The organism is Streptomyces sp. FIT100, assembly GCF_024584805.1.
Lineage (GTDB): Bacteria > Actinomycetota > Actinomycetes > Streptomycetales > Streptomycetaceae > Streptomyces.
This window is the reverse complement of sequence record NZ_CP075715.1, coordinates 7,090,082-7,113,045: the sequence shown is the minus strand read 5'-3', so window position 1 is coordinate 7,113,045 and position 22,964 is coordinate 7,090,082. Positions and strand designations below refer to the sequence as shown.

At 67.0% G+C, this 22,964-nt stretch carries 15 protein-coding genes and 3 pseudogenes; 10 read left to right on the top strand and 8 right to left on the bottom strand.

The annotated features are described in order from the left end of the window. Positions 1–45: 45 nt before the first annotated feature. On the bottom strand, positions 46–1,959 hold the full coding sequence (locus KK483_RS31740; RefSeq protein ID WP_262008654.1) for a long-chain fatty acid--CoA ligase: 1,914 nt from the start codon (positions 1,957–1,959) through the stop codon (positions 46–48). 212 nt (positions 1,960–2,171) lie between these two features. Here KK483_RS31740 and KK483_RS31735 point away from each other — a divergent pair, with 212 nt between their 5' ends. Both KK483_RS31735 and KK483_RS31730 read left to right on the top strand, forming a co-directional pair. Next, a complete protein-coding gene (locus tag KK483_RS31735; RefSeq protein ID WP_262008653.1) occupies positions 2,172–2,429 on the top strand; it encodes a hypothetical protein in 258 nt (85 codons plus the stop codon). Positions 2,430–3,175: 746 nt separating this feature from the next. Beyond that, positions 3,176–3,547 (top strand): annotated as a pseudogene (locus KK483_RS31730) (transposase family protein); the annotation flags it as partial. A 334-nt stretch (positions 3,548–3,881) separates the two neighbouring features. Here the strand turns inward: KK483_RS31730 and KK483_RS31725 are convergent. Then, positions 3,882–4,652 (bottom strand): transposase, encoded by a 771-nt coding sequence (locus KK483_RS31725; protein ID WP_262008652.1) that lies wholly within the window; start codon positions 4,650–4,652, stop codon positions 3,882–3,884. A gap of 58 nt (positions 4,653–4,710) precedes the next feature. Between KK483_RS31725 and KK483_RS31720 the strand changes: the two genes are divergently transcribed. The 8 genes and pseudogenes from KK483_RS31720 to KK483_RS31685 all read left to right on the top strand — a co-directional run bounded on the left by KK483_RS31720 (position 4,711) and on the right by KK483_RS31685 (position 14,295). After that, positions 4,711–4,983 (top strand): YrhB domain-containing protein, encoded by a 273-nt coding sequence (locus KK483_RS31720; RefSeq protein WP_262008651.1) that lies wholly within the window; start codon positions 4,711–4,713, stop codon positions 4,981–4,983. Positions 4,984–5,205: 222 nt separating this feature from the next. After that, a pseudogene (locus KK483_RS35565) lies at positions 5,206–5,328 on the top strand (IS630 family transposase); the annotation flags it as partial. Between the two features lie 326 nt (positions 5,329–5,654). Next, positions 5,655–6,449 (top strand): hypothetical protein, encoded by a 795-nt coding sequence (locus tag KK483_RS31710; protein ID WP_262008649.1) that lies wholly within the window; start codon positions 5,655–5,657, stop codon positions 6,447–6,449. A 90-nt stretch (positions 6,450–6,539) separates the two neighbouring features. Then, positions 6,540–9,794: a hypothetical protein gene (locus KK483_RS31705; RefSeq protein ID WP_262008648.1), complete on the top strand. Its 3,255-nt coding sequence runs from the start codon at positions 6,540–6,542 to the stop codon at positions 9,792–9,794. Between the two features lies 1 nt (position 9,795). Continuing rightward, positions 9,796–11,547, top strand: a complete 1,752-nt coding sequence (locus KK483_RS31700) for a hypothetical protein (RefSeq protein ID WP_262008647.1) — start codon at positions 9,796–9,798, stop codon at positions 11,545–11,547. Between the two features lie 196 nt (positions 11,548–11,743). After that, positions 11,744–12,145: pseudogene (locus KK483_RS31695) on the top strand (DUF2975 domain-containing protein); the annotation flags it as partial. Then, positions 12,145–12,366, top strand: coding sequence for a helix-turn-helix transcriptional regulator (locus KK483_RS31690; RefSeq protein WP_262008646.1), 222 nt, complete (start codon positions 12,145–12,147; stop codon positions 12,364–12,366). The pseudogene KK483_RS31695 and the gene KK483_RS31690, both read left to right, overlap by 1 nt. 153 nt (positions 12,367–12,519) lie before the next feature. After that, entirely contained in the window at positions 12,520–14,295 is a 1,776-nt protein-coding gene (locus KK483_RS31685; protein ID WP_262008645.1) for an FAD-dependent oxidoreductase, read from the top strand. Positions 14,296–14,322: 27 nt separating this feature from the next. Here the strand turns inward: KK483_RS31685 and KK483_RS31680 are convergent, their stop codons facing one another. From KK483_RS31680 to KK483_RS31655, 6 genes are all read right to left on the bottom strand, one after another. Further along, positions 14,323–15,228 carry an ABC transporter permease gene (locus tag KK483_RS31680; protein ID WP_262008643.1) on the bottom strand — a complete coding sequence of 302 codons (906 nt, stop codon included), beginning with the start codon at positions 15,226–15,228 and terminating at the stop codon, positions 14,323–14,325. Then, positions 15,228–16,067 carry an ABC transporter permease gene (locus KK483_RS31675; RefSeq protein ID WP_262008642.1) on the bottom strand — a complete coding sequence of 280 codons (840 nt, stop codon included), beginning with the start codon at positions 16,065–16,067 and terminating at the stop codon, positions 15,228–15,230. Before KK483_RS31675 ends, KK483_RS31680 begins: the two co-directional genes overlap by 1 nt. A gap of 107 nt (positions 16,068–16,174) precedes the next feature. Then, positions 16,175–17,245 (bottom strand): ABC transporter ATP-binding protein, encoded by a 1,071-nt coding sequence (locus tag KK483_RS31670; RefSeq protein WP_262008641.1) that lies wholly within the window; start codon positions 17,243–17,245, stop codon positions 16,175–16,177. Next, a complete protein-coding gene (locus KK483_RS31665; protein ID WP_262008640.1) occupies positions 17,245–18,453 on the bottom strand; it encodes an ABC transporter substrate-binding protein in 1,209 nt (402 codons plus the stop codon). The genes KK483_RS31670 and KK483_RS31665 overlap by 1 nt, the downstream gene beginning before the upstream one ends. Before the next feature lie 86 nt (positions 18,454–18,539). Then, positions 18,540–19,598, bottom strand: a complete 1,059-nt coding sequence (locus tag KK483_RS31660) for a LacI family DNA-binding transcriptional regulator (RefSeq protein WP_262008639.1) — start codon at positions 19,596–19,598, stop codon at positions 18,540–18,542. Positions 19,599–19,743: 145 nt separating this feature from the next. Further along, positions 19,744–22,743 (bottom strand): glycoside hydrolase family 2 TIM barrel-domain containing protein, encoded by a 3,000-nt coding sequence (locus tag KK483_RS31655; RefSeq protein ID WP_262008638.1) that lies wholly within the window; start codon positions 22,741–22,743, stop codon positions 19,744–19,746. Positions 22,744–22,964 lie beyond the last annotated feature (221 nt).

The following is a 22,964-nucleotide window of genomic DNA, read 5'->3' as shown; positions in this document are numbered from 1 at the left end:
CGTCGACGCATGGCGACGCACCGCGGCGCACCGCGGCGCACCGCGTCAGGCGTACAGCGCCTCGATCTCGTCCCCGTACGCCGCAGTCACCGCATGCCGCTTGATCTTCAAGGACGGGGTCAGCAGACCGTTCTCCTCGCTGAACTCACCTTCCACGACACGGAATTCACGGATCGACTCGGCCCGTGAGACGGCCTTGTTCGCGTACTCCACGACCTTGGCGATGTCCGCGATCATCTCCGGGTCGTCGCACAGCGATGCGAGCGAGGTGTCCGCCGGGCGCCCCCGCACCGCGAGCCAGTGCGGGACGGCCTCCGGGTCGAGGGTGACGAGTGCGGCGACGTAGGGGCGATTGTCGCCGACGACGATGCACTGGCCGACGGGCGGGCGGCTGCGCAGGCGGTCCTCCAGGACGGCCGGGGAGACGTTCTTGCCTCCGGAGGTGACGAGGATGTCCTTCTTGCGGCCGGTGATGGTCAGATAGCCGTCCTCGTCCAGTGAGCCGAGGTCACCGGTGGCGAACCACTCGTCGTCCAGCACCTGCGAGGTGGCCTCCGGGTTGTTCCAGTACGCGCCGAAGACGATCCCGCCCTTGATGAGCACCTCGCCGTCGTCGGCCGTCCGGACCGACGTGCCGGGCACCGGGAGGCCGACCGTGCCGGGGCGCGGGCTGAGCGGCGGGGTGATCGTGGCGGCGGCGGTGGTCTCGGTGAGGCCGTAGCCCTCGTAGACGACGATCCCGGCGGCGTGGAAGAAGAGGTTGAGCCGGCGGTCCAGCGGGGAGCCGCCGCTGATCGCGTAGCGCAGCCTGCCGCCGAGCTCCTTCCTGATCCGGCGGTAGACGAGCAGGTCGTACAACGCCCGGGCGAGGTGGAGCCCGATGCCCGGTCCCCTGCCCCGCCCCAGGAGCCCGTCGAGGTGCGTCTCGCCGAACCGTACGGCGATCCGGTCGGCCCGCTCGAAGGAGGCGCCGCGTCCGAGCTTCTCGGCTGCGGCCCGGCCCGTGTCGTGGATCTTCTCGAAGAGATAGGGCACGCCGACGACGAAGGTCGGCCGGAACTCCTTGAGCTCCGGGCGCAGTTCGTGGGGCTTGATGCTCGGGCAGTGGCCGAGTTCGATGCGCGCGAGGAGGCAGGCCACCTGGATCGTACGGCCGAGGATGTGCGCGAGCGGGAGGAAGAGGAGGGTGGCCGCGGTCTGCCCGGTGACCTCCTTGAAGACGGGGTGGAGCAGTTCCACGGTGTTGGCGGCCTCGGCGTGCAGATTGCCGTGGGTGAGGACGCAGCCCTTGGGGCGGCCGGAGGTGCCGGAGGTGTAGCAGAGGGTGGCGATGGTCGCGGGGGTGAGGGCGGCGCGCCGCTTGGTGACCTCTTCGTCGGGTGTCGAGCGCCCGAGCTCGGCCAGCTCCCGCACGGCGCCGTCGTCGATGCGCCAGACACGGGGCGACTCGGACAGTCCCCGCGCCGCTTCGTCGACGGTCGCCGCGTTGTCGTCGTTCTCGACGACGGCGAACAGGGTGCCGGAGTCCCGCAGGATCCAGGCGATCTGCTCGGCCGACGAGGTGGCGTAGACGGGCACGACCTGTCCGCCGGCCGCCCAGACCGCGAAGTCGAGGACGGTCCATTCGTAGCGGGTGCGGGACATGATCGCGACCCGTCCGCCGGGCTCCAGACCGGCGGCGATGAGGCCCTTGGCGACCGCGGTGACCTGCCAGGCGAACTCGGCGGCCGTGACACCCCGCCAGCCACCCGCCTCCTTGCGCCGCAGGACGACGGCGTCGGGGGCCTCCTCGGCGTTCGCGAAGGGGATGTCGGCGATGGACCCGGTGTCGGCGGCCGCCACGAGCGGGGCGGCGCGCACCTCGCGCACGGCCCCGCCCTCCCGGATCAGCTCGACGGCGGCGCGCCCGGCCAGGTCGGCTCGGCGCCTGGCCCGCTCGAGGTCTTTGCGTACGCCCATGGCCTGCTCCTGTTCACGGTGCGACGTCGGACTACCGGGGGTTACAGGCAGGTCAACTTACTCCCGCGTAAGAAGAAATCAACGGTCGCGTACGGAACGGTTGCAGCACAGAGACGTACCGGCCGACGATCCGTGAAGCCCATCAGGTACGTATATAGGGGAACACCACACATGCCCGGCGACCCCGGGGCACCATCAGCGAAGGACTCCACGTGACCGCGTCCAACCTCGTACCCGTCCCGATCCCCGACGGGGTGGCAGCCCTCATCGGGTCCTGCATGCCGGCCGGTGTACTCCAGGCGGAGATCGAAGCCGAGTGCGCGGCGCGCGAGGTCCTGAGCTTCCGTGCCCCCTTCTGCAACGAGGACCGGGCGGACCGCGAGTACGCGCTCGCGGCCCTGGCCAGGGCGAACAAGGTACTGGGGGCGTACAACCCGGGGCTGGTGCTGCTGCCGCGCCGAGCGAGCTGACGCCTGGTCGTGGGCGTGGCTCATGCTCCGGACCGTCACGGCTTCCCGCATCGACGGATTCCCGGACATCGGCCGGGCCATCGGCGCCCACAACCCGGGCGCCGGCAGGTCGCGAGGGCGGAATCCCTCTCCCAGTACTCGGACATGAGCTCGCCCTTCGGAGTCGTGCGTACCTCCTGGCGGTCGGCACCGCCCGGGAAAGCACGCCGAATACGCAGCGGTCGACGAAAGGTCCCCAAGACCGTCCCTTCCCGTGGCGGCGCCACCCACGGACTGGTACGTCCCACGCGATGACCTCCGCCGGAGGAGCGGAAGCGCTCCGGCGAACATGGAGTGCTACCGCGGAACGGGCCCCCGCTACGGCGCACCCTGGACGGTGAACTCAGCCTGGCCGCATTGGCGTTGGAGCATTATCAGACACAGCCGCGCATCGACAGCGGCCACGGAGCCGAATCACGCCGGAGCGGGCGCCGACGAGACCAAGGCGGACTTTGGCGCGCTGAACGTCGCGGCCCGCTCGACTTCGGTTCTGGGAGAATGATGCGCAGAGGCCTCCTTGACGCTGGATGTGGCAGGCGTCACACTCCAGGTGGAGGATGGGAATTTCTGCATCTACGGCTCCACCTCTCCTCCGGCGCCCAGCCGGGCCGCGAGCTCACCAACTCCCGCAAGTGGGTCTGTCACTCGTTCGGCTCTGGCCCGTAGTCAGTGGTGGCGCCGAGTAGCCGCTCTTGACCATGATCTCGTGCGGGACGCCGACGGTGAAGGTGCACGGTTATCACCGCCGAACGGTGAGGGACGTGCCGGTCGACGGCCGCAAGGTCGTCGTCCACCTGCGCGTACGGCGGCTGGCCTGTCCCGCCCTGGGCTGTGGGCGGCAGACCTTCCGCGAGCAGATTCCCGGGCTGCTGGAGCGACATCAGCGCCGCACGGTGCGTCTTGTCGGGCAGATATCCCAGGTGGCACGGGAGTTATGCGGCCGGGCGGCCTCACGCCTGGCTGGCCTGCTGGCCGTGCCCGTCGTGTGCCGGGACGGCTCGGCCACCTATGCCGAGGCCGTCCGCCGAGCCCTGCCCGACACGGTGCCGGTCGTTCGACCACGCTGGTCATCACGATGGCCCATGGCCAGTGGCCGGTGAATCTCAGGTGTTGGCGGCGGGCAGTGCGGCACATGTCCGCTGATGTGGCCCTGCGGGCCCGGATTGTGCCTGCCGGAGTGGTGCCGGTGACGGTGGACCGCTGAGGCGGCACGAGGGAACCTCGGTGTCCTGGCCTACATCGCGCGGAACTGGCGCGAGGAGAATCTCAAGCCGCACCGCAGCGGCACCTTCAAGATTTCCAGGGACCCGGCGTACGCGGACAAGGTCGCCGACGCGATCGGCGACTAAGGGCTGTCCCGTAAATGATCTTCTGCTTGCGCGGGCGTGGTTGGCCGCCGTGCGGCCCGCCTGCCTATCCGGCGAGGGCGAGGTTGTGCATCCGGGCGATGCCGAGCATGGCGTGGTGGACGCCGTCGCCTTTGAGGCGGCAGTCGCGGAGGATCTTCCAGGTCTTCATGCGGGCGAAGACGTGCTCGACCCGGGCCCGGACCTGTTTGTGGGACTTGTTGTGCTCTTCTTTCCAGTCCTGGAGTTCGGTCTGGCCGCGCTCGCGGCGGTGCGGGATGACGAGTCCGGTGCCCGGGTAGCCGCCGTCGGCGATGGTGAGGGTGTTGCCGACGGCGGCTTTGGCGCCGGACTCCTCCCATGCCTTGCAGTCGTTGCGGTTCCCGGCGAGCGGCCGGCCGACCACGACGACCAGGCGGGTGTCGGCGTCGATGACGACCTGGTGGTTGGTGGAGTACCGGTAGTTCTTCGACCGCTCGGCGACGGTGTGGTCCCGGGTGGGGACCAGGGTGCCGTCCACGATGAGCACGGTGTCCTTGGCGAACCGTTTACGGGGCTGGAGAGCGAGCATCGGCCCGAGGTGGTCGATGATGCGGTCCGCCGCCGACTTCGAGACGCCGAACAGCGGCGCGAGCTGCCGCATGGTCAGGTTCGTGCGCCAGTAGGCCGCGACCAGCAGGGCCCGGTCCTCCAGCGGAAGACTCCACGGCCGGCCCTTGCGAATGGCATCCGCACCCTGGCGCCGCAGAACGGTCACCAGCTTCCCGAACTGCCTTGGGCTGAGCCCGGTGAATGGGGCTATCCAGGACGGCTCCGACGCCGTGATCACACCAGCCACAACAAGATCATCCCAGGCCGGTTAGGGTGCCTTCTTCGAGCCGACGGACTGGAGACGGATGATGGAGCAGGACGAGGCCCTGCAACTCGCGGTGGTGTTTCTCGCGCACAGCCAGCGTGATGACGAGCCGCCTCTCGCCATCGACGCAGAGCGGGTCCGTGAGAGCAACGGGCTGCTGATCGTGCCCTACAACTCTGTGCAGTACCTCGCCTCGCGTGATGCGAGAGAGCAGCTGTTGGACTGCTGGCCCATCCTCGTCGACCTTGAACGCGGAGACGTGCGATTCGGGACGCTGGACGACCGACACCTGTGGAGGAACCTGAGCGCCTGACGGCTGTCCGCAACCACAGTTACGGGACAGCCCTTAGCTAGGGCGTGTTGCGAAAGCGTCGTCCGCCCGTAGGGCGGGCGCGGCGGTGTCTGGTGCGGGCGATCGCAAGGCGGAGGAAGGAGAGCGCAGCGGGCTGCGCCGACGACCGACAACGCCGCGAGCGTGCGTGCCAGACGCCGCCGCGCAGACGGGACTTTCGCAACACGCCCTAGCTTGAGCTAGGTCCGCCACGGCACCACGGACCTGTTCGCCGCCCTGAACGTCACCACCGGCGAAGTGCTCGGCGAGTGCAGGCCGAACGGGAACGCCGTGAACTTCCTGGCCTTCCTGAAGAAGGCCGTGAAACCGCACGCCGGCAAGGCCATCCACGTCTGGAACGAGAACGCGAAACCCTTCACATGGACCGCGACCGCCGGCGAGGCCCTTACGAAGGTCCACCCCGTCCAGACCAACATGAAGAAGCTGGTCAGGAACTCCACCCAGGAGACCTCATGGTAGATCCAAAATTACAGTACCCAATTTTCCCTTATCGCCCGGCCGAACCTCCGTCGGCTACCTACATCTTCGATGTCGCCTCACCAAACTCAGCATTCCATGACGGCTTCAAACCTCCTGGCACACTCTATGATCTACGCCATCACATCGAGTCACGTGGCGGTAAGAAGTCGGTGGTGTACAGCTACTTCGACGGCTTCGTGGCGACAAGCACTTCACCACAGGCCGCCGCATTTTCCTATCTTCTGTGGTTCATCGGCGACTACGCCCGCATCACAGACTTTGCCAGGGACGAGGCGAGCGCCAGAAAAAAATTGGTGGACAGATTTCTGGAAATGAAGAATATAGCCAACTACGTTCCCCTCGAAGGAGACTCGACTCAGAAATCAAAGAGGACCCTGTCCATCGGAATGGCTCAGTCAGCTCTTGCCGCCATGCCTTACCGGGGCGGACTATCGCTGAGCGGCTGGCTATACGGGATCAAACCCACCGAGTTTTTCCTTGGCCTCCAGAAAAACATAAGCGGAAATCGGCGAAGATTCATAGGGAAGCTGTCGGACACCGCAGACAACCATGGATGGCTGGCTCCCGGGTGGGTACCCCCGAGCCAGATCACCAGGGCATGGCCAGCCACCATTGAGGCCAAATCGGTAACCGGACGAATTCCTTACAGCCTTTCCTTACGTGTGGACCAGGCATTCATAGAGCCCTCCGCCGGAGCCTCGGGAAGCGGATTCGATCCGTTTTCCAGCGCGGAGACCCGATGGACCGGGCTCGTAGGCTACGGAGCCTATATGGACATATACGGACTCAAGCTGCACGTGCCTGGAAGCAAGTTCTTCAATACTCTCCTGTCCTCCAATGCGACCTCCTGGAAGTACAAGCGAGAGTTCATTCCCTCACAAGAAGACGAGAAGCGGAACTTCCCTTTCGGAAAACCGGAAGAGATAAAATTCGCTTCTCCGTCCTGACGAAGGGTGAATGCGCGTCGAGGAAGACCCATAACCTACCCAGGCGACCGAATACGGATGCTCAGGGTCAGATGCGAGGAGAAGGCCATTGTGAACACACAGAACGCAGACTTCAGCAACCCAGAATACCGCGAAGCGATCATGGTCAACTTAGGGGGCAACGGCGACTATGCCATCCCTTTCTTGGTGCAGAAGATCTGGCCCGGCATCGGTGTCTGCAATCTCCCTCTGGAGGGAGTAGCGGATCTGATCAAAAGCAGCAAACAGTACACGAGCCATGCCGGTCGACTCAAAGAGATGGTCGAACGTGAAGGGTGGACGATACCGAAAGAAAGACCAGAGGTGAAAATACCGTCCTTCGGTGCGGATCGGGACCCCTGCGGAGCGATGTCGTTCTGGCGGTACATCAAAAGGCTGATCCTCATGCTCGACAAAGCCGGAGGCGAACCCCAGAAGCTCGTACGTGGGATAGAGGGACTTGCTCCCATACCGGGCACATACGAAAAGGCGCGCGCGGCAGACGCCGGCTACAGATACGTAGCCAACAGCATGATCGAAGGCTACGACGTCGACGAGCAGGGAACACATCTGCAGATACTCAGAACCCTTCAGGAGAACAAGGACAGTGGTATCCGTGTCGTCATCTTCAACGGGGGCAACACCGCTCTCAACGCCTGGGCTACGCCACGCAGTGGCCCCCGCTCGGCCGACGGCACTGGCACCTACGCGGTTCTCTCCGTCCCCTTCGCCTGGGTACTCCAGTATCAAGGGCACATCTTGCGACCCGAGATCATGCTCGGGGGGCTGCTCGCCCATGCGACTTTCATCCTCAGTGGGTCGATGGACTACACCGAAGTGGAGGTGCCCATCTCCTTCAAGACACCGTACTTCGCGGTCGAGAAGATGCCTCTGTGGCAGGCGCAGGTCATGGGATGTTCAGCAGCGATCCGGTATCTGAAGGAGCAGAACAGACACGATATCTCCGACCTCGACCCGATGGACAGCTTCAAGAAGTCCTTCAAAATGGCCGAAGACTTTCAGGATGCCACCGCAGAAAATTCGGCAATTATCCCATTCGCGCGAGCCCTCCTCAAGTCGCGTAAGGATGTGCTCGGGATAAATGAGGCGATGATCAGCAAGTCCTTCGGGCAGAAGCGACGACACAACTTCACCCCACACGGGCCCCATTACATCACTCAAGGTCGGCTTACCTGCTCCCCCGAAAGGTTCAAGAACGCATACGCCATGGACGCCGCGAAGGCATGGACTCATGGATACTTGACCCATATGACTCCGCTCTACGATCCAACGCGCAAGAGAGACGCTGTCAAAGCTGCTGTCGATAGCGTCTGGAACGGTGTCGCGAAGGTCTTGTCCATAGCGGCTGTGGTTGAGGAATATGTGGCGGGCAAGGCCGTCTGGTTCGTCGCAAACAGCATAAGTGAATTGATCTGGAAGAAGAGCGCGCCGGAGAGCATAGCCGGTTTGACACCCATACAGATACTGTTGAAATTTGCCAACCCCACCACGGTGTACGCATTGAGCAATGACCTAGCGAAGGCATCATGGCTCGTGCAGCAGAAGGTCGGATCGGTGGACACTTCGATCGCCAATATGACCTGGAGCAACAAGAAGTCGACCGCCGAGGTGAGAAAGCTGGCTTTCGAGGCCCTCGGGGACGGCAACAGCGTTACCTATGATGATCTATCAGCCTATCAGAAATTCAAGGACGTGCTGCGTCGGGTCCAGGGCTCGGCATACACTCAGACATTGATCAAATTCGGATTGGGAAAGGCTTCGCAGGAGACTCAGTCAAGGTTCGGCACCTACTGCCTCGGCGAAAAGGGCTTCGGCTACCTACAGAAAATAGGAACCCCCGGCTACCAGCCGGGAGGCAGTGCACTGGGAAAACTGAAGACGGTCATGGACATAGCGATGCCCGTGGCGGACTACTTCCCAACTGGTGAAACAAAGGAAGCCTGGAAACAGCGCGGATGGCCGGACCAACAGAAATTCGAAGCGTTCCTGAAGAAGAACGGCGTCCTCAGAAATCCAAATGGAATTCGACTGGATACGGATCCTTCATCACTGCTGCGGAGTCAACTCAAGAATGATGCGAGTCAGTTGGAGGCGAGGTTCGTTGTTTCAACTGTCGGTTGCGCGAAACCCAGCCCGGCAAGGCTGAGTCTGTCGGACCAGCCTCCTCTTGAGGTCATAGTCTCCGGAACCCCTGGCTTGCGTTTTGCATTGATACTCATACCTCCGGGCGATGGGGAAGAAATCCCGGACGCCCCGTCCCAGAGGTGGAGTAGCGTACTCGTGGACTGTGGAACCACTGATGCAGCGGGGGACCATGCGGAAGCACAGGTGAAAGAGGTGAAGGAGGTCCTGAAGCAGTACATTCCCAACCAGCAAGGAAGTGGCACTCTTTACCTCGATCATCTCTTCGTCACAAGCGCAGATCCCGACTGCTTCAACCTTCTGCCGGCGGTAATCGATGATCAAGTCGCGGTAGGTGGTATTTCCTGTGCAGCAGACCCCGTCTCCTTCGAGGGCCTTAAGAGCATAGCCGCAGGCGGTGTGGCGCAGCAGGTCATGCTGGATTGGTTCGAAAGGAAGCTCACTCCGGGCAAGGAGGGCGAATCTCTGGGGAAGCGCGTTCTCGAGAAGGTGGATGAGCTCCTGAAAAGCGGAGACTATCTGGCGGATGCCGCGAAGAAGTATGTCGTGGACAAGTTTCTCAACTGGTACCTCTCCGATCCGGCCGGACCAGAGAAGAGTCGTTGCCACTGGATGGCGGTGCATGATGGAAACCTGGCGTACCCCGAGCTCGTCCTGGGAGACGCAAAGATCATGTGCGCCGCAGCAAACACTTCCGGATATTCATCGACGGTGAATGACGATCAGGTCATGGTTCTTCTGCTGGTCTATCACGATGTTCGGTTCCTGCTGAGCAGTCATGCCACTACAACGTCGATGCGGGAGATAGTGAACCGGAGACTCGTCATGCCCGACCCCGGGCATGACCCCTTCGCTTTCACCGATGAGACCTTCTTCGCCGTCTGGGGGTACCAGGCGCCCCAGTCTCCGGTCTTCTGGGACTGGCGGACTCCAGATGAGATTGCCAAGCGTGCACACTACCCACAGGTCCTCCACTCGACCTTCAGTGAGATGAACGGTGCCGGTGAGGATCATGGCTCACGAGAATCCACCACCCTCTCCGTGGTGAGTCATTCATCGGTACGCCCACCGACCAATGGGAAGAAGTTTCTTCGCACGTATGAGGTCGATGTGGCGGGGAAGAATCCTGGAATTTTTGTCTACGAATTCAATTCGGTGGCATGACATGAACGATTCGGTGAATTCGGCAACGATCATTGAGTGGACCGAGGACACGGCCTTGGCATCAGCGCTGGGCAGGGGATTGGCCGACGGTAAGCTCGTCATCCACGAACCTAAATCCGGCTCTGTGCCGCGCCGGATGCAAGGTTCCATCATCTTTGAGGATTCCCAATCCCTCTATCCTGCTTCCATTACCGCGAAACCCGACTCAGGGGCCCTGTCCCAAGCCGTCCTGGAGGTTGATCTACCCTTTTCAGATATCTCATCCAGAGCCGGAACCCTTGACATCGAATCCTTCTTGGAGGGGCTGGGGTCCTCAATCGATGAAATCAAGAACGTGCTCAGCCTGCACTACCGGGTGGCCGCACTCCGGAACAACGGTGAGATCTCTGTTGACGAAGGTCTCTACTGGAGATTCACGGTCCCTGACGTCGGAGGTGTCGAGTTCTCAGTCGCTGCCGGCGAGTACGGCGGCTTCGTGTTCACCGGCAGGCCGGCGCCAGGATTATCGGCAACTAGCCCCATCGACCCCTTACTGAAGGGCCTTCCCTATTTGAACAAAATCATCCCTCTGAAGGCCAACGGTGTCGAAAGTGCATTGAATGAATGCGTGAAGGCTGTCAGCAGCATCTCTCGAAATATTCAGCTCGGTTGTGTCTACTTCATGGTCGACCCCTCGTTCAAATTGGAGCGAGCTGTTGTCTGCTTGTCCATGAAAGATCCGATTTCGGTGACCTCGGATCCGTTTCCCATAGAGCTCAAGAAGGCGTCGGCCGAATTGATTATCTCGCCATATGCCGCCGAGAAGGTACGCTGCTCGGTAGCAGGTGAGATAACTTTCGGCAGTGTCACCTTCTCCGCCAGTCTCTCCGTTCCCGACCTTGACTTCACGGCGACTCTGAGGTCGGGCGGTGCCGAAACACTGGGGAAACTGGGCGCACTGCCCGCAGACTCCTCCCCTTCTCAACTCACCGAGTGCACCATTGCTCGTGCAGTGCTGTCAGGAAATATAAAGCAGCGTCGCTTCCTTCTGAGCGCCACCCTTGCCAGTGTGATCCAGGTATCCTCCGACTTCGCCGTGACCGGAGCTCGCATTGGTATCACCTGGGAAGGAGGAAACCGTGCTGTCGAGGTTTCCGGAAGTGTGCTTGTCAAGGGAATCGTCTGCTCGGTGAGCGGATTCTACTCCGACTCCGCCATGCAGTTCCATATCGATATGAGCGATCTCGACAAGAGATCCCTCGACGACTGGCTGGGTGGCAAGTTGGGAGATGCACACTTCCCTGATATATTACGCAATATCACTTTGCACTCCATCGCTGCTGTCATCACCATCCCCAAGGGGGGAGCAGTGAAAACTGATCTTCATCTCTCAGGAAGTACCTCCTGGATGGATCACGAAGTATCCCTGGAGATGTCGGCAGAGCTCAGCCATCAAACAACGGCCTTCGACGCCCGTCTGGAATTCGGCACACTGTCTTCCGACGCTCATTGGCTTTTTACCGGCCAACTATTCAAAGAAGCTCAGGGATGGTCTTATGACCTCATCTGCGACCTCGGCAAGCGTGGGTTCGGCCCCAAGGAAATCGGTGCGCTCGTCGGCGAAAAGAATCTTGGTGACGAGTTGGAGTTTCTGCCGACCATAGAGAGTGTCCGGCTTCGTCGATCGGCCTCCGCGGCGGACGCCGCGACTCTGTTCCAGATCTCAGGAGAAGAGGCAAGCCACGACTGGACATGCGCTCTCGTCGTGGTGTGATCCAAGCCCGCGGTGCGCCCGGCTGCCTGCCTTGGGTGTAGGAGCAGGGCTTCGGTCTGGTCGAGTTGCGTCCGATCTACGCTCAAGCGAGGGCGACTTCGACAAGATCAAGTGGTTCGCGCGAACGCCATGCCACTGGAGGGGCGGCGTCCCGCCACGGCGCGAGACCGCCGCCCGCTCTCCGTCCCACCGTTTGCTGGTCAGCGGGAGCGATCCGGAGGACGGATCGCTCCCGCTGACCCCGCTGCGCGTGATCACGATCCTGGGCATGGTGTCGGTCCAGGTCGCCCTGGTCTGCGTATGGCAGCTGGTGACGATGGTGCGACGCGGGACGGTGTTCTCCCGCGCCGCCTTCCGGTACGTGGACGTCGTGATCGGCGCGATCGTGGCGGCAGCCCTCGTGTGGTTCGCGGTCACGGCCCTCAACGCACCGGGCCAACGGGAAGATCCGGGCGTCTCCGTGATCATGGGCGGGGTCGGCGTGGCCATCCTGGGGGTCGCGCTCCTCGTGCTCGTACTGCGGATGCTGCTCGCCCAGGCCGTCGCGCGCGACGCCGAAGCGGCACAAATGCAGGCCGAGTTGGACGAGGTGATCTGATGCCGATCACCGTCGACATCGACGTAATGCTGGCCAGGCGGAAGATGTCCGTAGGTGAGCTCGCCGAGCGCGTAGGGATCACCCCCGCCAACCTGGCGGTACTCAAGAACGGCCGCGCCAAGGCAGTGCGCTTCGCGACACTCGCCGCGCTCTGCGACGTGCTCGAATGCCAGCCGGGCGACCTGCTGCGATGGGAAACCGAGGGCACCACGGGCGAATGACACACCCCCGAACAGGCGTCGGGGCATGTCCTCATTGTGTCGCGCGGTGTGTCGCGCTGGGTGATGGGGCCCGCGCGGCACTTCCGGGGGGCGAGGCCCGTCCGTATGCTCCTGCGCCGAACGCGACAGTTACCGTCGGGTAGGGGGCAGGGCATGGACGGGTCGGGAACCACACGGCGCACATTCATCGCGGGAGCAGCGGCGGCCGGCTCCGCGGCGGCACTCGCCACGGGGAGCGGGACGGCGTCAGCGGCGGCCCGTGTCCCCGGGGCACCTTCCGTCGCCGTGCTCGGCGGTGGCGTGGCGGGCCTCACCGCGGCCCATGAACTCGCCGAGCGCGGCTTACGGGTGACCGTGTACGAGCGCAGGGCGCTCGGCGGCAAGGCCCGCAGCATGGACGTACCGGACAGCGGCAAGGGCGGCCGCCGGCCGCTCCCCGCCGAGCACGGCTTCCGCTTCATTCCGGGCATTTACCACAATCTGCCGGACACGATGCGGCGCATCCCCTTCCCCGGCAACCCCAACGGCGTCTGGGACAACCTCGTCGCGCCACCGGAGATGTCCTTCGCCCGCACCGGCGGCGAGGACCTGCGCCTGCCGCTCCCCTGGCCCGGCCACCGCCCGGCCGAGCTCACCCTCGACGAACTCCGCCGCGCCGTCACCGCGTTCCTCGACACGACCGCCGCCGTCCCGCCGCACGAGACGGCGTACTTCGTGAGCCGGATCCTGACCTTCCTCACCAGCTGCGACGAGCGGCGCGACGAGGTGTGGGAGCGCACGCCCTGGTGGGAGTTCATCCGGGCCGAGCAGATGTCGTACGACTACCAGCGCATCCTCGCCGTCGGCGTCACCCGCAACATCGTGGCGACGAAGGCCGAGGAGGCGAGCACGCGCACGGTCGCCACCCTCCTGGAGGCGTTCGTCCTCAACGCGTTCGGGCGGGGCGCGGACGGTCCCCTCGACCGGATCCTCAACGCCCCCACCAACGAGGCGTGGATCGACCCGTGGGTGGCCCATCTGCGCACGCTCGGCGTGGAGTTCAGGGTCGGCTGGACGCTGCGCGAGCTGGCGTACGGCGCGGGCCGGATCACCGAGGCGCTGCTGGAGGACCCGGCAGGGGCGCGCCGCTCCGTCACCGCGGACCACTATGTCTCGGCCATTCCGGTGGAGCACGCGAGACGCACCTGGGGTGCGGCGCTGCGGGCGGCGGATCCGCAGCTCGCGCGGTGCGACGCGCTGGAGACGGACTGGATGACGGGCATCCAGTTCTATCTGACGGAGCGGGCCCCGCTGCTGCACGGGCACCTCAACTGCGTCGACTCGCCCTGGTCCCTCACGGCGATCCAGCAGGCCGAGCACTGGCGTCCGCACCGCGACTTCCCGCGCGACTACGGCGACGGCACGGCGGTCGACTGCGTCTCCGTGGACATCTCCGAATGGGACCGACCGGGCATCCTCTACGGGAAGACGGCCAAGCAGTGCACGCGCGAGCAGGTCGCCCGGGAGGTGTGGGCGCAGCTCAAGGCCGCGCTCAACGACACGGGGCGCACGGTGCTCAAGGACGGCGCCCTGCACTCCTGGTTCCTGGACCCGGGCGTGGACGGGCTCGGCACCCCGCACCCCACCAACGACGACGAGCTGCTCGTCCACCCGGTGGGCACCTTCCACAACCGGCCGTCCGCGGCGACGAAGGTGCCGAACCTCTACCTGTCCGGTGACTACGTCGCCGTCGACATCGACCTGGCGACGATGGAGGGTGCCAACGCCTCGGCCCGCGCCGCGGTCAACGCCCTCCTCGGCCGCATCGGTTCACCGGCCGGGCGCTGCACGATCACCCCGCTGTTCCGCGCCCCGGAGCTGGAGGGTTTCAAGCGCCGTGACCGTACGCGCCACCGGCTGGGGCTGCGGAACGTCTTCGACGTCGGGTAAAGCCTGATCCGGAGGGCGAAGCGGACCCTAGCGACCCTCCTCCTTCACCCGGGTCACCAGTTGGGTCGGATTGACGAACCGCAGCGCGACCACCAGCAGGACCAGCATCGACAGCGTGTACATCACGGCCATGGCGTCGATGGACTGCTGGGTGCGGATACCGGCCGAGAACACCGCGTAGTACAGCGCCACGATCAGCGTCTGGCTGTCGGGCCCGGCCGTGAGGAAGGTCAGCTCGAACATGCCGACCGTGCGGACCAGGACGAGGACCGAGGCGGCGAGGATCCCGGGCACGAGCAGCGGGGCGAGGATCCGCAGGAGGACCGACGCGGTCCTCGCCCCGCACATGCGGGCCGCCGCCTCGATCCGGGGGTCGATCTGCTCGATGAACGGGGTCATCGTCAGCACCACGAACGGCACGGACGGCACGAGGTTCGCCAGCACCACGCCGGTGAGCGTGCCCGCGAGCTGGAACTTGTAGAGCACGGTCGCGAGCGGGATGCCGTAGGTCATCGGCGGCACCAGGATCGGCAGCAGGAACAGCAGCATGACGAGCCGTTTACCGGGGAACGTGCGGCGGGCCAGCGCGTACGCCGCGGGCACCCCGACCACCACCGAGACCGCGACGACGAGGACGGACACGAGGGCCGTGGTCCAGAAGACCTGGCCGAGCGAGAACTCCCGCCAGGCGGAGCCGTACCACATGGTCGTCCAGCCGTCCGGCAGCCAGCTGGTGAACCAGCGGGTGCCGAAGGAGTTGACGAGCGGTACGCCGACGACGCCGGCGAGGTTGAGGAAGAAGAACCCGAAGACGGCCGCCGTCAGCCAGGTGGCGGGACGGCCGAGGCGGTGCCGCCGCCCCGGCGGGGCCTGTTCGGGGGTGCCGGGCGCGGGGGCCGGGGTCTCACGGGTGGTGTCCGGTGCGGCGGTCATCAGCCCTTGCCTCCCGTCGAGCCCCGGTACAGCATCGAGCGCCACGCCAGGACCAGCACGACGACCGCCAGCATCACGACGGCCATGACCATCGCGATCGCCGAGCCGAGCGCGTAGTCGAACTTCTGGAACGCCGCCTGGTACGCCTCGATCGAGATCACGTGCGTCGATCCGCGCGGGTCGCCGACGAGTTGCGCGGAGGGGAAGACGGCGAAGGCCAGCACGAAGGACAGGCAGAACGTGATGGCGAGCCCGGGCGCGAGCAGCGGCAGAAGCACATGCCGGAACCGCTGCCGCCGGCCCGCGCCGAGCGTCGCGGCCGCCTGCTCCAGGCTCGGGTCGATCCCGGTGAGATAGGACAGCGTGAGCAGATACGCGAACGGGAATCCGGTGATGACGAGCGAGGCGAAGACGCCCCAGTAGTTGTGCACGAGCGCCAGCGGCTCGTCGATCAGGCCGATCCCCATGAGTGCCTTGTTCAGCCAGCCGTTGGGGCCGAGGTAGCCGAGCAGCCCCTCGGCGGTGAGCACCGTGCCGAGGGTGATCGGCATGACGAGGAGTGTGGTGACCGTCCGCCGGCCGCGGAACGGGCCCCGGGTGCGGAAGGCGACGGGCACGGCGGCGAGGCAGTTCAGCAGGGCGACGGGGACGGCGAGGCGGAGCGTGATCCAGACGGTCTCGCGGAGGTAGGGGTCGGAGAAGAACGTGCGGTAGTTGGCGAGGGGGCCGCCGCCGGTCTTCGGCTGGAAGGAGAGCTGGAGGCCGTAGAGGAAGGGGTAGCAGAAGAGCAGGACGAGGAAGAGCGCGCCGGGGGCGAGCAGGAGCAGGGTCCGGTCCACCCCTCGTTCCGCGAGCCGGTGCCGCAGCGCCGGCCGCGCGCCCGAGGGCGGGGGCGGAGACGGCGGCGGGGGCGAGGACGGGGGTGGCGGTGGGGCTCCGGTCCGGGTCACCGGCCCGTCTCCGCCCCGAACAGCAGCACCCGCTCCGGCAGAACCGCCAGTTCCACCGCGTCGCCCGGCGCCAGCCGGTGCGCGGTGCGGAAGTGGACGGGTCGCGAGTCCCGCAGGCGGGCCTGGACGGCGAGTTCGCGGCCGTGGTACTCGACGACCTCGACGTCGGCCGGGAGGCGGACCGCCGCGTCGGGGGACGCGACGTCCAGGTCCTCGGGGCGGATCGCCGCGACGGCGGGGCCGTCCGGCGGGAGGCCGTCGCGGGCGACGCCGGTCAGTTCCGAGCCGGCGAGGGCGACCGCGTGGTACGCCCCGTCCTGCCCGGTGATCTTGACGTCCAGCATGTTGCGGTAGCCCATGAAGGACGCGACGTAGCGGTTCGCGGGGGTGCCGTAGACCTCCTCCGGCGTGCCGGCCTGCTGCATCACCCCGTCCCGGAGCACGACCAGCCGGTCGGCCAGGGACAGGGCCTCCTCCTGGTCGTGGGTGACGTAGACCGTGGTCAGCCCGAGGCTCTGGTGGAGCCGCCGGATCTCGGTGCGCATCTCAAGGCGGAGCGCGGCGTCCAGGTTGGAGAGCGGCTCGTCCATGAGGACCAGCCGGGGCTCCAGGACGATCGCGCGGGCGATGGCGACCCGTTGCTGCTGGCCGCCGGAGAGCTGTCCGGGGCGTTTGTGTGCGTGGCCGGCCAGCTGGACCAGGTCCAGTGCGCGGTCGGTGCGCCGGGCGATGTCGGCCTTCGGCACCTTCGCCATCCGCAGCCCGAAGGCGACGTTGCCGCGCACGGTGAGGTGGGGGAAGAGGGCGTAGTTCTGGAAGACCATGCCGAATCCGCGCCGTTCGGGCGGGACGGGGTCGATGCGCTCGCCGTCGATCCGGATCGTTCCGCCGGTGAGCGGGAGGAGTCCGGCGAGGCAGTTCAGGGCGGTGGACTTGCCGCAGCCGGAGGGGCCGAGCAGGGCGACGAACTCGCCGCCGGAGATCTCCAGGTCCAGTTCGTGCAGGGCCGCGTGGCGGCCGAAGGACCGGGAGACCTTCTCCAGCGTGAGCGAGGTGAAGCGGGCCATCAGCCGCCCGCCACTTCACGGTTCCACAGGTCGAACGCCTCGACCTGGGCCTCCGCCGGGAGCGAGGGCTTCTTCGGGAAGCGCTCGATCCACTGGTCGAACTCCGGTACGCCGTACTCCTCCAGCGTCCGCCGCGACTTCTCCGGCGCCATCGCCAGCGGTACGTTCTTGATCGCGGGCCCGGGGTAGAAGTAGCCGTCGTCGTACGCCTTCGCCTGCTGCTCGGGGGTGAGCATCCACTTGACGAGGTTGAGCGCGGCGGACATGGTGTCGGCGTCGACGCCCTTCGGGACGACCGCGTACTGCGCGTCCGTCACCCAGGTCATGTTGTCGAAGTGGCCGGCCTTCATCTTCTTCGGCACGGTGCCGAGGGCGCGCGGGTTGATGTACCAGCCGGTCGTCGACATGATCATGTCGGTCTGTCCGGAGGCCAGGTTCTTCATGGTCTCGGTGGTGCCGGAGCCGTAGACGTCGACGTACTTGTCGAGCTCCTTGAGGTAGGCCCATGTCTTGTCCCAACTCGCCGGGGACGAGGGGTCCTTGTCGCCGAGCAGATACGGCAGGCCCATGAGCCAGGTGCGGCCGGGCCCCGAGTTGGCCGGGTCGGCGTACTGGAAGCGCTTCGGGTTGGCCTTGGCCCAGGCCAGCAGCTCCGCGGGGGTCCTGGGCGGGTTCTTCACCTTGTCCGGGTTGTACTCGATGAGCGGGCCCGAGGGGTAGTAGACGACGGCGGTGCCCTGGCCCTGGGCGAGCTTCTGCATCTCGGCGGCGGGTTCCAGGTAGTCGGGGGTACCGAGGAAGGCCCGGTGGGCGTCCATCGAGGACCACAGCTTCTGGGAGATGCCCGCGGCGAGGCCGTCGGTGCCGGTGAGGACGAGGTCGATCTGGACCCGGCCCGCCTGCTGCTGGGCCTTGATCTTGCCGGCGAGGTCGGGGGCCGGGGCCTTGGAGTAGGTGACCTTGCTGACGATGTCCGGATGCTCGGCGACGAATGCGTCGATCATGCCCTGGGTGAGCTGGAGGTTGCCCGCGACGTCGAGGATGTCGAGGACGACCGGCTCCCCGGGTCTGGCCGGGACCTGCTGCGGGCCCTTGTCCTCGGCCGCTCCCCCGCCGGCGTCGGGGGCCCCGCAGCCCGCGGCGGCGAGGGCGAGCAGCAGCCCCGCCAGCGCGGTCCTGAACGTGCGTCGGCTCGTGGGACGGGACATGGCGGTTCGCACCTCTCGGTCGGAAGAACGTGAGATAGCGCTTTCTCAGCCGTGCCCGAACAAGGTCCACCCCGGCCGCGGGCCTGTCAAGACGGTGTGCCGCCGGAACCGCGTGGTGCGCCGCCGGAACCACGTGGTGCGCCGGTGGAGCCGCGGACGAGCAACTCCACGGGAACCGTCTCGGGTTCGATGTCCTCGTCGCCGCTCATGATCCGGGCGAGGGCCTCGCCCGCGGCCCGGCCCAGCCTGTCCCGCGGCACCGCCACCGTCGTCAGCGGCGGGCCGGAGAAGCGGGTCATGTCGATCCCGTCGAAGCCGGTGAGCGAGATGTCGCCGGGCACGTCGACGCCGAGTTCGTGGAGGTGCGCGAGGACCCCGAGGGCCACGAAGTCGTTGTACGCGACGACGGCGGTGGCCCCGCTCTCCAGTGCCGCGGGCGCGGCCGCGTACCCGTCGTCGGCGGTGAACCCGCAGGCCACGGTGGAGACCTGGAGGCCGAACGCCTCGGCTCCCGACAGGGCGCGCAGCCGCTCGGCGTTGGCCCAGGCGTGCGCGGGCCCGGCGAGATAGACGACCCGGCGGTGGCCGAGCCGGGCGAGATGCCCGCACACGGCCATGACGCCCTGGAAGAAGTCGACGGTGAGGGAGTGCAGGGCGAGGCCGGTGACCTGCCGGTTGGTGACGAGCATCGGGGTGCCGCGGCCGGCCAGGGCCGCGAGGTGGGCGCGCGGCATCCGCGGGGAGCAGAGCAGCAGGCCGTCCGCGTACCGGAGCAGGTCCTCCGTCAGCTCACGCTCGATCTCCGGGTCCTCGTCGGAGTCCATGACGAGGACCCGGCTGCCTGCGGTCCGGGCCACCGCGGAGACCGACTTGATCACATCGCTGAAGTACGGGTTCGCCAGGTCGGGCACGAGCACGCCGATGGTGCCCGAGCGGCCGCGGGCGAGGCCCTGGGCCGCGGCGCTCGGCCGGTAGCCGAGGTCGCCGATGGCGAGCCTGACCCGTTCGGCGAGGACGGGGTCGACCGTGTCCACTCCGTTGAGCACCCGGGAGACCGTCGCGACCGAGGCTCCGGCCGTCCGGGCGACATCGGCGATCGTGATCCGCTTGGCGTTGCTCCGCCTGGCGCGCTTCGAGGCAACCACTCGCCACTCCCCTTCGGCCGACCCAGATGCGGGTAACCGGTTTCTCGCTCAGGAAAGTACCGGAAAGCGGCTGCTCTGTCCTCAGTGTCCTGTCCCGGGAGGAATCTCCCGGGACAAGCACCCGGGACGTTCCCCCCGGGAATTTCTACACCGGCCGGACGGTCCAGGACCAGCGGTGGGTTCCGGGCACCACGAGGTACGGCGGCAGGGTGTCCGGGCCGCAGGAGGCGGTGCCGACTCCGCGGTGGGCGGCGTCGATGTGCACCACGCACCGGTCGAGCGGGGTGAGTTCGTCGTGGTGGGCGGCCGCCGCCAGATCGGCGGCCCGGTGGCGGGTCACGGACACCTGCCGGGGCGCGTCGAGCCGTACGGCGAGTCCGGACCCGTCGGCGCCGGTGAGCGTGAAGCTCCGTACGCCGCCCCGGCCGCCGCTCTCCTGGGGCCGCAGATAGGGGGTGAACAGCGCGTCCACCGGCGCCCGGTGGCGGGCCACGGCCCCGCCCGCGCAGCGGTCGGGATAGCTCTCCCAGGGCCCGGGTCCGTACCACTCCATCGTGTCGAGTCCGGCGGCCGTCTCCAGGACGGAGCCGACGCGGGCGACGTCGTGGAGCGCCTCGGGAAGCGTGGCGGTCTCCTCGACCAGGAGCGAGCCGTCGGCGCGTGCGGTGAAGGTCTGCTCGTGGACCACCGTGCCCGCGGCGGTGGGGTATTCGGCGACGGCGGTGACCCGGCCCTCGCCGTCGCGGGTGACGGAGACGGGCTTGCGGACGAGCGCGTCGAGACCCCAGTCGCGCCAGCGCCCGGCGGCGCCGCCGAGCAGGTCGTTGTCGGTGGGGGCGCGCCACAGGCCCAGCACGGGCGGGGCGGTCAGGAGCGGGTGGACGAGCAGGCCGTCGGCGTCGGTCTCGACGGCGCCGCCGACCGGGGCCGGCGGGGGCCATGCGGCCGTGCGCTCCCGGAGCCGGACGGTCGGGGTGCAGATCTCGGTGCCCGCGGGTGCCCAGGACTGGTCGGCGGCGGTGGTGACCCGCAGCGTCAGCCACAGTTCGCCGCCGTCGGCGGGGAGTCCGGGGACTTCGGCGACTTCGGCGACTTCGGGGACTTCGGGGACTTCGGGGACTTCGGAGAGCTCGGAGAGTCCGGCGGGCAGGGCGATGGGGGCCGAGGCACCGGGGCTTACGCCGGGGAGCTCTGCCGGGACGGTCCGGTTGCCGGCCTCCTCGCCGCCGATCAGCCACGCGGCGCGCAGCCAGGCCAGATCGCGCACGTACTGCCGGTTGTGCACGGTGGCGGTGCGCGTCACCGGGTCGTACGACAGCTGTACGGGCGCGGCGAGTTCACGGTGCTCGTACATGGCGGGCTTGGGCGTGCGGTCGGGGAAGACCATGCCGTCGGCGCAGAAGACGCCGTCGTTGGGGGTGTCGCCGAAGTCTCCGCCGTAGGCCCAGCGGTAGCCGGGCGCGGTGATCCCGTCCGCGTACGCCCCCGGCGTCGCGGCGGGGCCGGCCGGGCGGCCGTCGGCGGTGCGCTGGAGGATGCCGTGGTCCCGGAACTCCCAGATGAAGCCGCCCTGGAGACCCGGCGTGGTCTCGATCTCGGCCCAGTGGTCGGCGAGGGTGCCGTTGCTGTTGCCCATGGCGTGCGAGTACTCGCACAGGATCAGCGGCTTGGTCTGCTCGCCGGAGCGGGCGTGTGCGGTGATCTCGCCGAGGGAGGCGTACATCGGGCACACGATGTCGCTGGCGATCTCGGTGGACGCCCAGTCGGTCCTGGCGGCGCCCTCGTACTGGACGGGGCGGGTGGGGTCGTGCCGGCGCACCCAGGCGGCCGCGGCGTCGTGGTGGGCGCCGTAGTCGCTCTCGTTGCCGAGCGACCAGATGATGACGGACGGGTGGTTCTTGTCGCGCAGCACCATGCGGGAGACGCGATCGACGAAGGCGGGCAGGTAGCGGGGGTCGTCGGCGATCTCGTGGGCGTGGTCGTGGCTCTCGATGTCGGCCTCGTCGACGACGTAGAGACCGAGCTCGTCGGCGAGGTCGAGCAGCACGGGGTCGTTCGGGTAGTGCGAGGTGCGCACGGCGTTGAAGCCGAAGCGCTTCATGGTGACCAGGTCGGCCCGCATGTCGGGTTCGGTGACGACACGGCCGGTCAGCGGGTGGAAGTCGTGCCGGTTGACGCCGCGGATGAGCACGCGGTCACCGTTGACCAGCAGGTCGCGGCCGCGGATCTCCACGGTGCGGAAGCCGATGCGCTGGTACGAGGTGTCGGCGACGGAGCCGTCGGGGCGGTGCAGCCGCACCGTCAGTCCGTACAGCGAGGGGGACTCGGCCGACCAGGTCCGCACGCCGGACACGATGGCCGACAGGCGGGCCTCGCCAAGGAAGGCGGAGACCCGCCCGAGCGACCGGTTCCCGGCGTCGTGGGCGGTGTCCTGGACGAGCTCCCCGTAGCCCTCCAGCTCTCCGCTGACGGACCAGCCGTCGTCGAGGGGGCCGCGGACGCGGCAGTCGACGCGCAGCTCGCCGTCGTGGCCGGCGAGCACGGCCACGTCGTCGAGGTACAGGACGTCGGTCGTATGGAGGCTCACGGAGCGGGTGATGCCGCCGTGCCACCACTGGTCCTGGTCCTCGATGTGGGAGGCGTCGGACCATTTGACGACGGTGAGGCGCAGGGTGTGCCGCCCGCCCGGCCGTACGGCGGCGGTGATGTCGAACTCGCTCGCCAGGTGGGAGTCCTTGCCGATACCGACCGGTGTGCCGTCGATCTCGGCGACGAGGACGCTTTCGGCGGCGCCGACGTGCAGCACGGTCCGGCGGCCCGCCCATTCCGAGGGGATCTCGAACTCGCGCTCGTACACCCCGGTCGGATTGGCGTCGGGCACCAGCGGCGGGTGGTGCGGGAAGGGCATCTGCACATTGGTGTAGTGCGGCAGGTCGCGCGGATCGTGCATGGTCCAGCAGCCGGGGACCGGGGCCTCGTCCCACTGCGGGCCGGGCTCCGCGTCGGGCGCGGGCAGCAGTTGGAAGCGCCAGGTCCCGTCGAGGGAGACGGAGCCGGGCCGGCGGTCGACGGCGTGCATCGGCAGCCGCTGCCAGCTCGTCAGCTCGGGGGATGCCCAGGGACGTACGGGACTGTCGAAGGTCATCGCGGGTCTCTCCATCTGCCGGGTCGCCTGCCGTGCCGGGCCCGGACAGTATCCAACGAAATCCGACAGAATCCAACGGCGTACGCCTCGCTGATCAACGACTCCTGCCGCGGTGATTGAGCAGCCCCCGCGAAGAGTGACAGCGTGGATGGCGAGCGCATGAGCAAGCACGACGCGGGCACAGCACGGACAGGGCACGAAGACCGGCGCGGGCACGGGCA

Bases quoted from the DNA above. Each gene is read 5' to 3' on its own strand.
- KK483_RS31740 (WP_262008654.1), bottom strand. From the start codon at position 1,959: ATGGGCGTACGCAAAGACCTCGAGCGGGCCAGGCGCCGAGCCGACCTG.
- KK483_RS31720 (WP_262008651.1), top strand. From the start codon at position 4,711: ATGATGGAGCAGGACGAGGCCCTGCAACTCGCGGTGGTGTTTCTCGCG.
- KK483_RS31700 (WP_262008647.1), top strand. From the start codon at position 9,796: ATGAACGATTCGGTGAATTCGGCAACGATCATTGAGTGGACCGAGGAC.
- KK483_RS31690 (WP_262008646.1), top strand. From the start codon at position 12,145: ATGCCGATCACCGTCGACATCGACGTAATGCTGGCCAGGCGGAAGATG.
- KK483_RS31685 (WP_262008645.1), top strand. From the start codon at position 12,520: ATGGACGGGTCGGGAACCACACGGCGCACATTCATCGCGGGAGCAGCG.
- KK483_RS31680 (WP_262008643.1), bottom strand. From the start codon at position 15,228: ATGACCGCCGCACCGGACACCACCCGTGAGACCCCGGCCCCCGCGCCC.
- KK483_RS31670 (WP_262008641.1), bottom strand. From the start codon at position 17,245: ATGGCCCGCTTCACCTCGCTCACGCTGGAGAAGGTCTCCCGGTCCTTC.
- KK483_RS31665 (WP_262008640.1), bottom strand. From the start codon at position 18,453: ATGTCCCGTCCCACGAGCCGACGCACGTTCAGGACCGCGCTGGCGGGG.
- KK483_RS31655 (WP_262008638.1), bottom strand. From the start codon at position 22,743: ATGACCTTCGACAGTCCCGTACGTCCCTGGGCATCCCCCGAGCTGACG.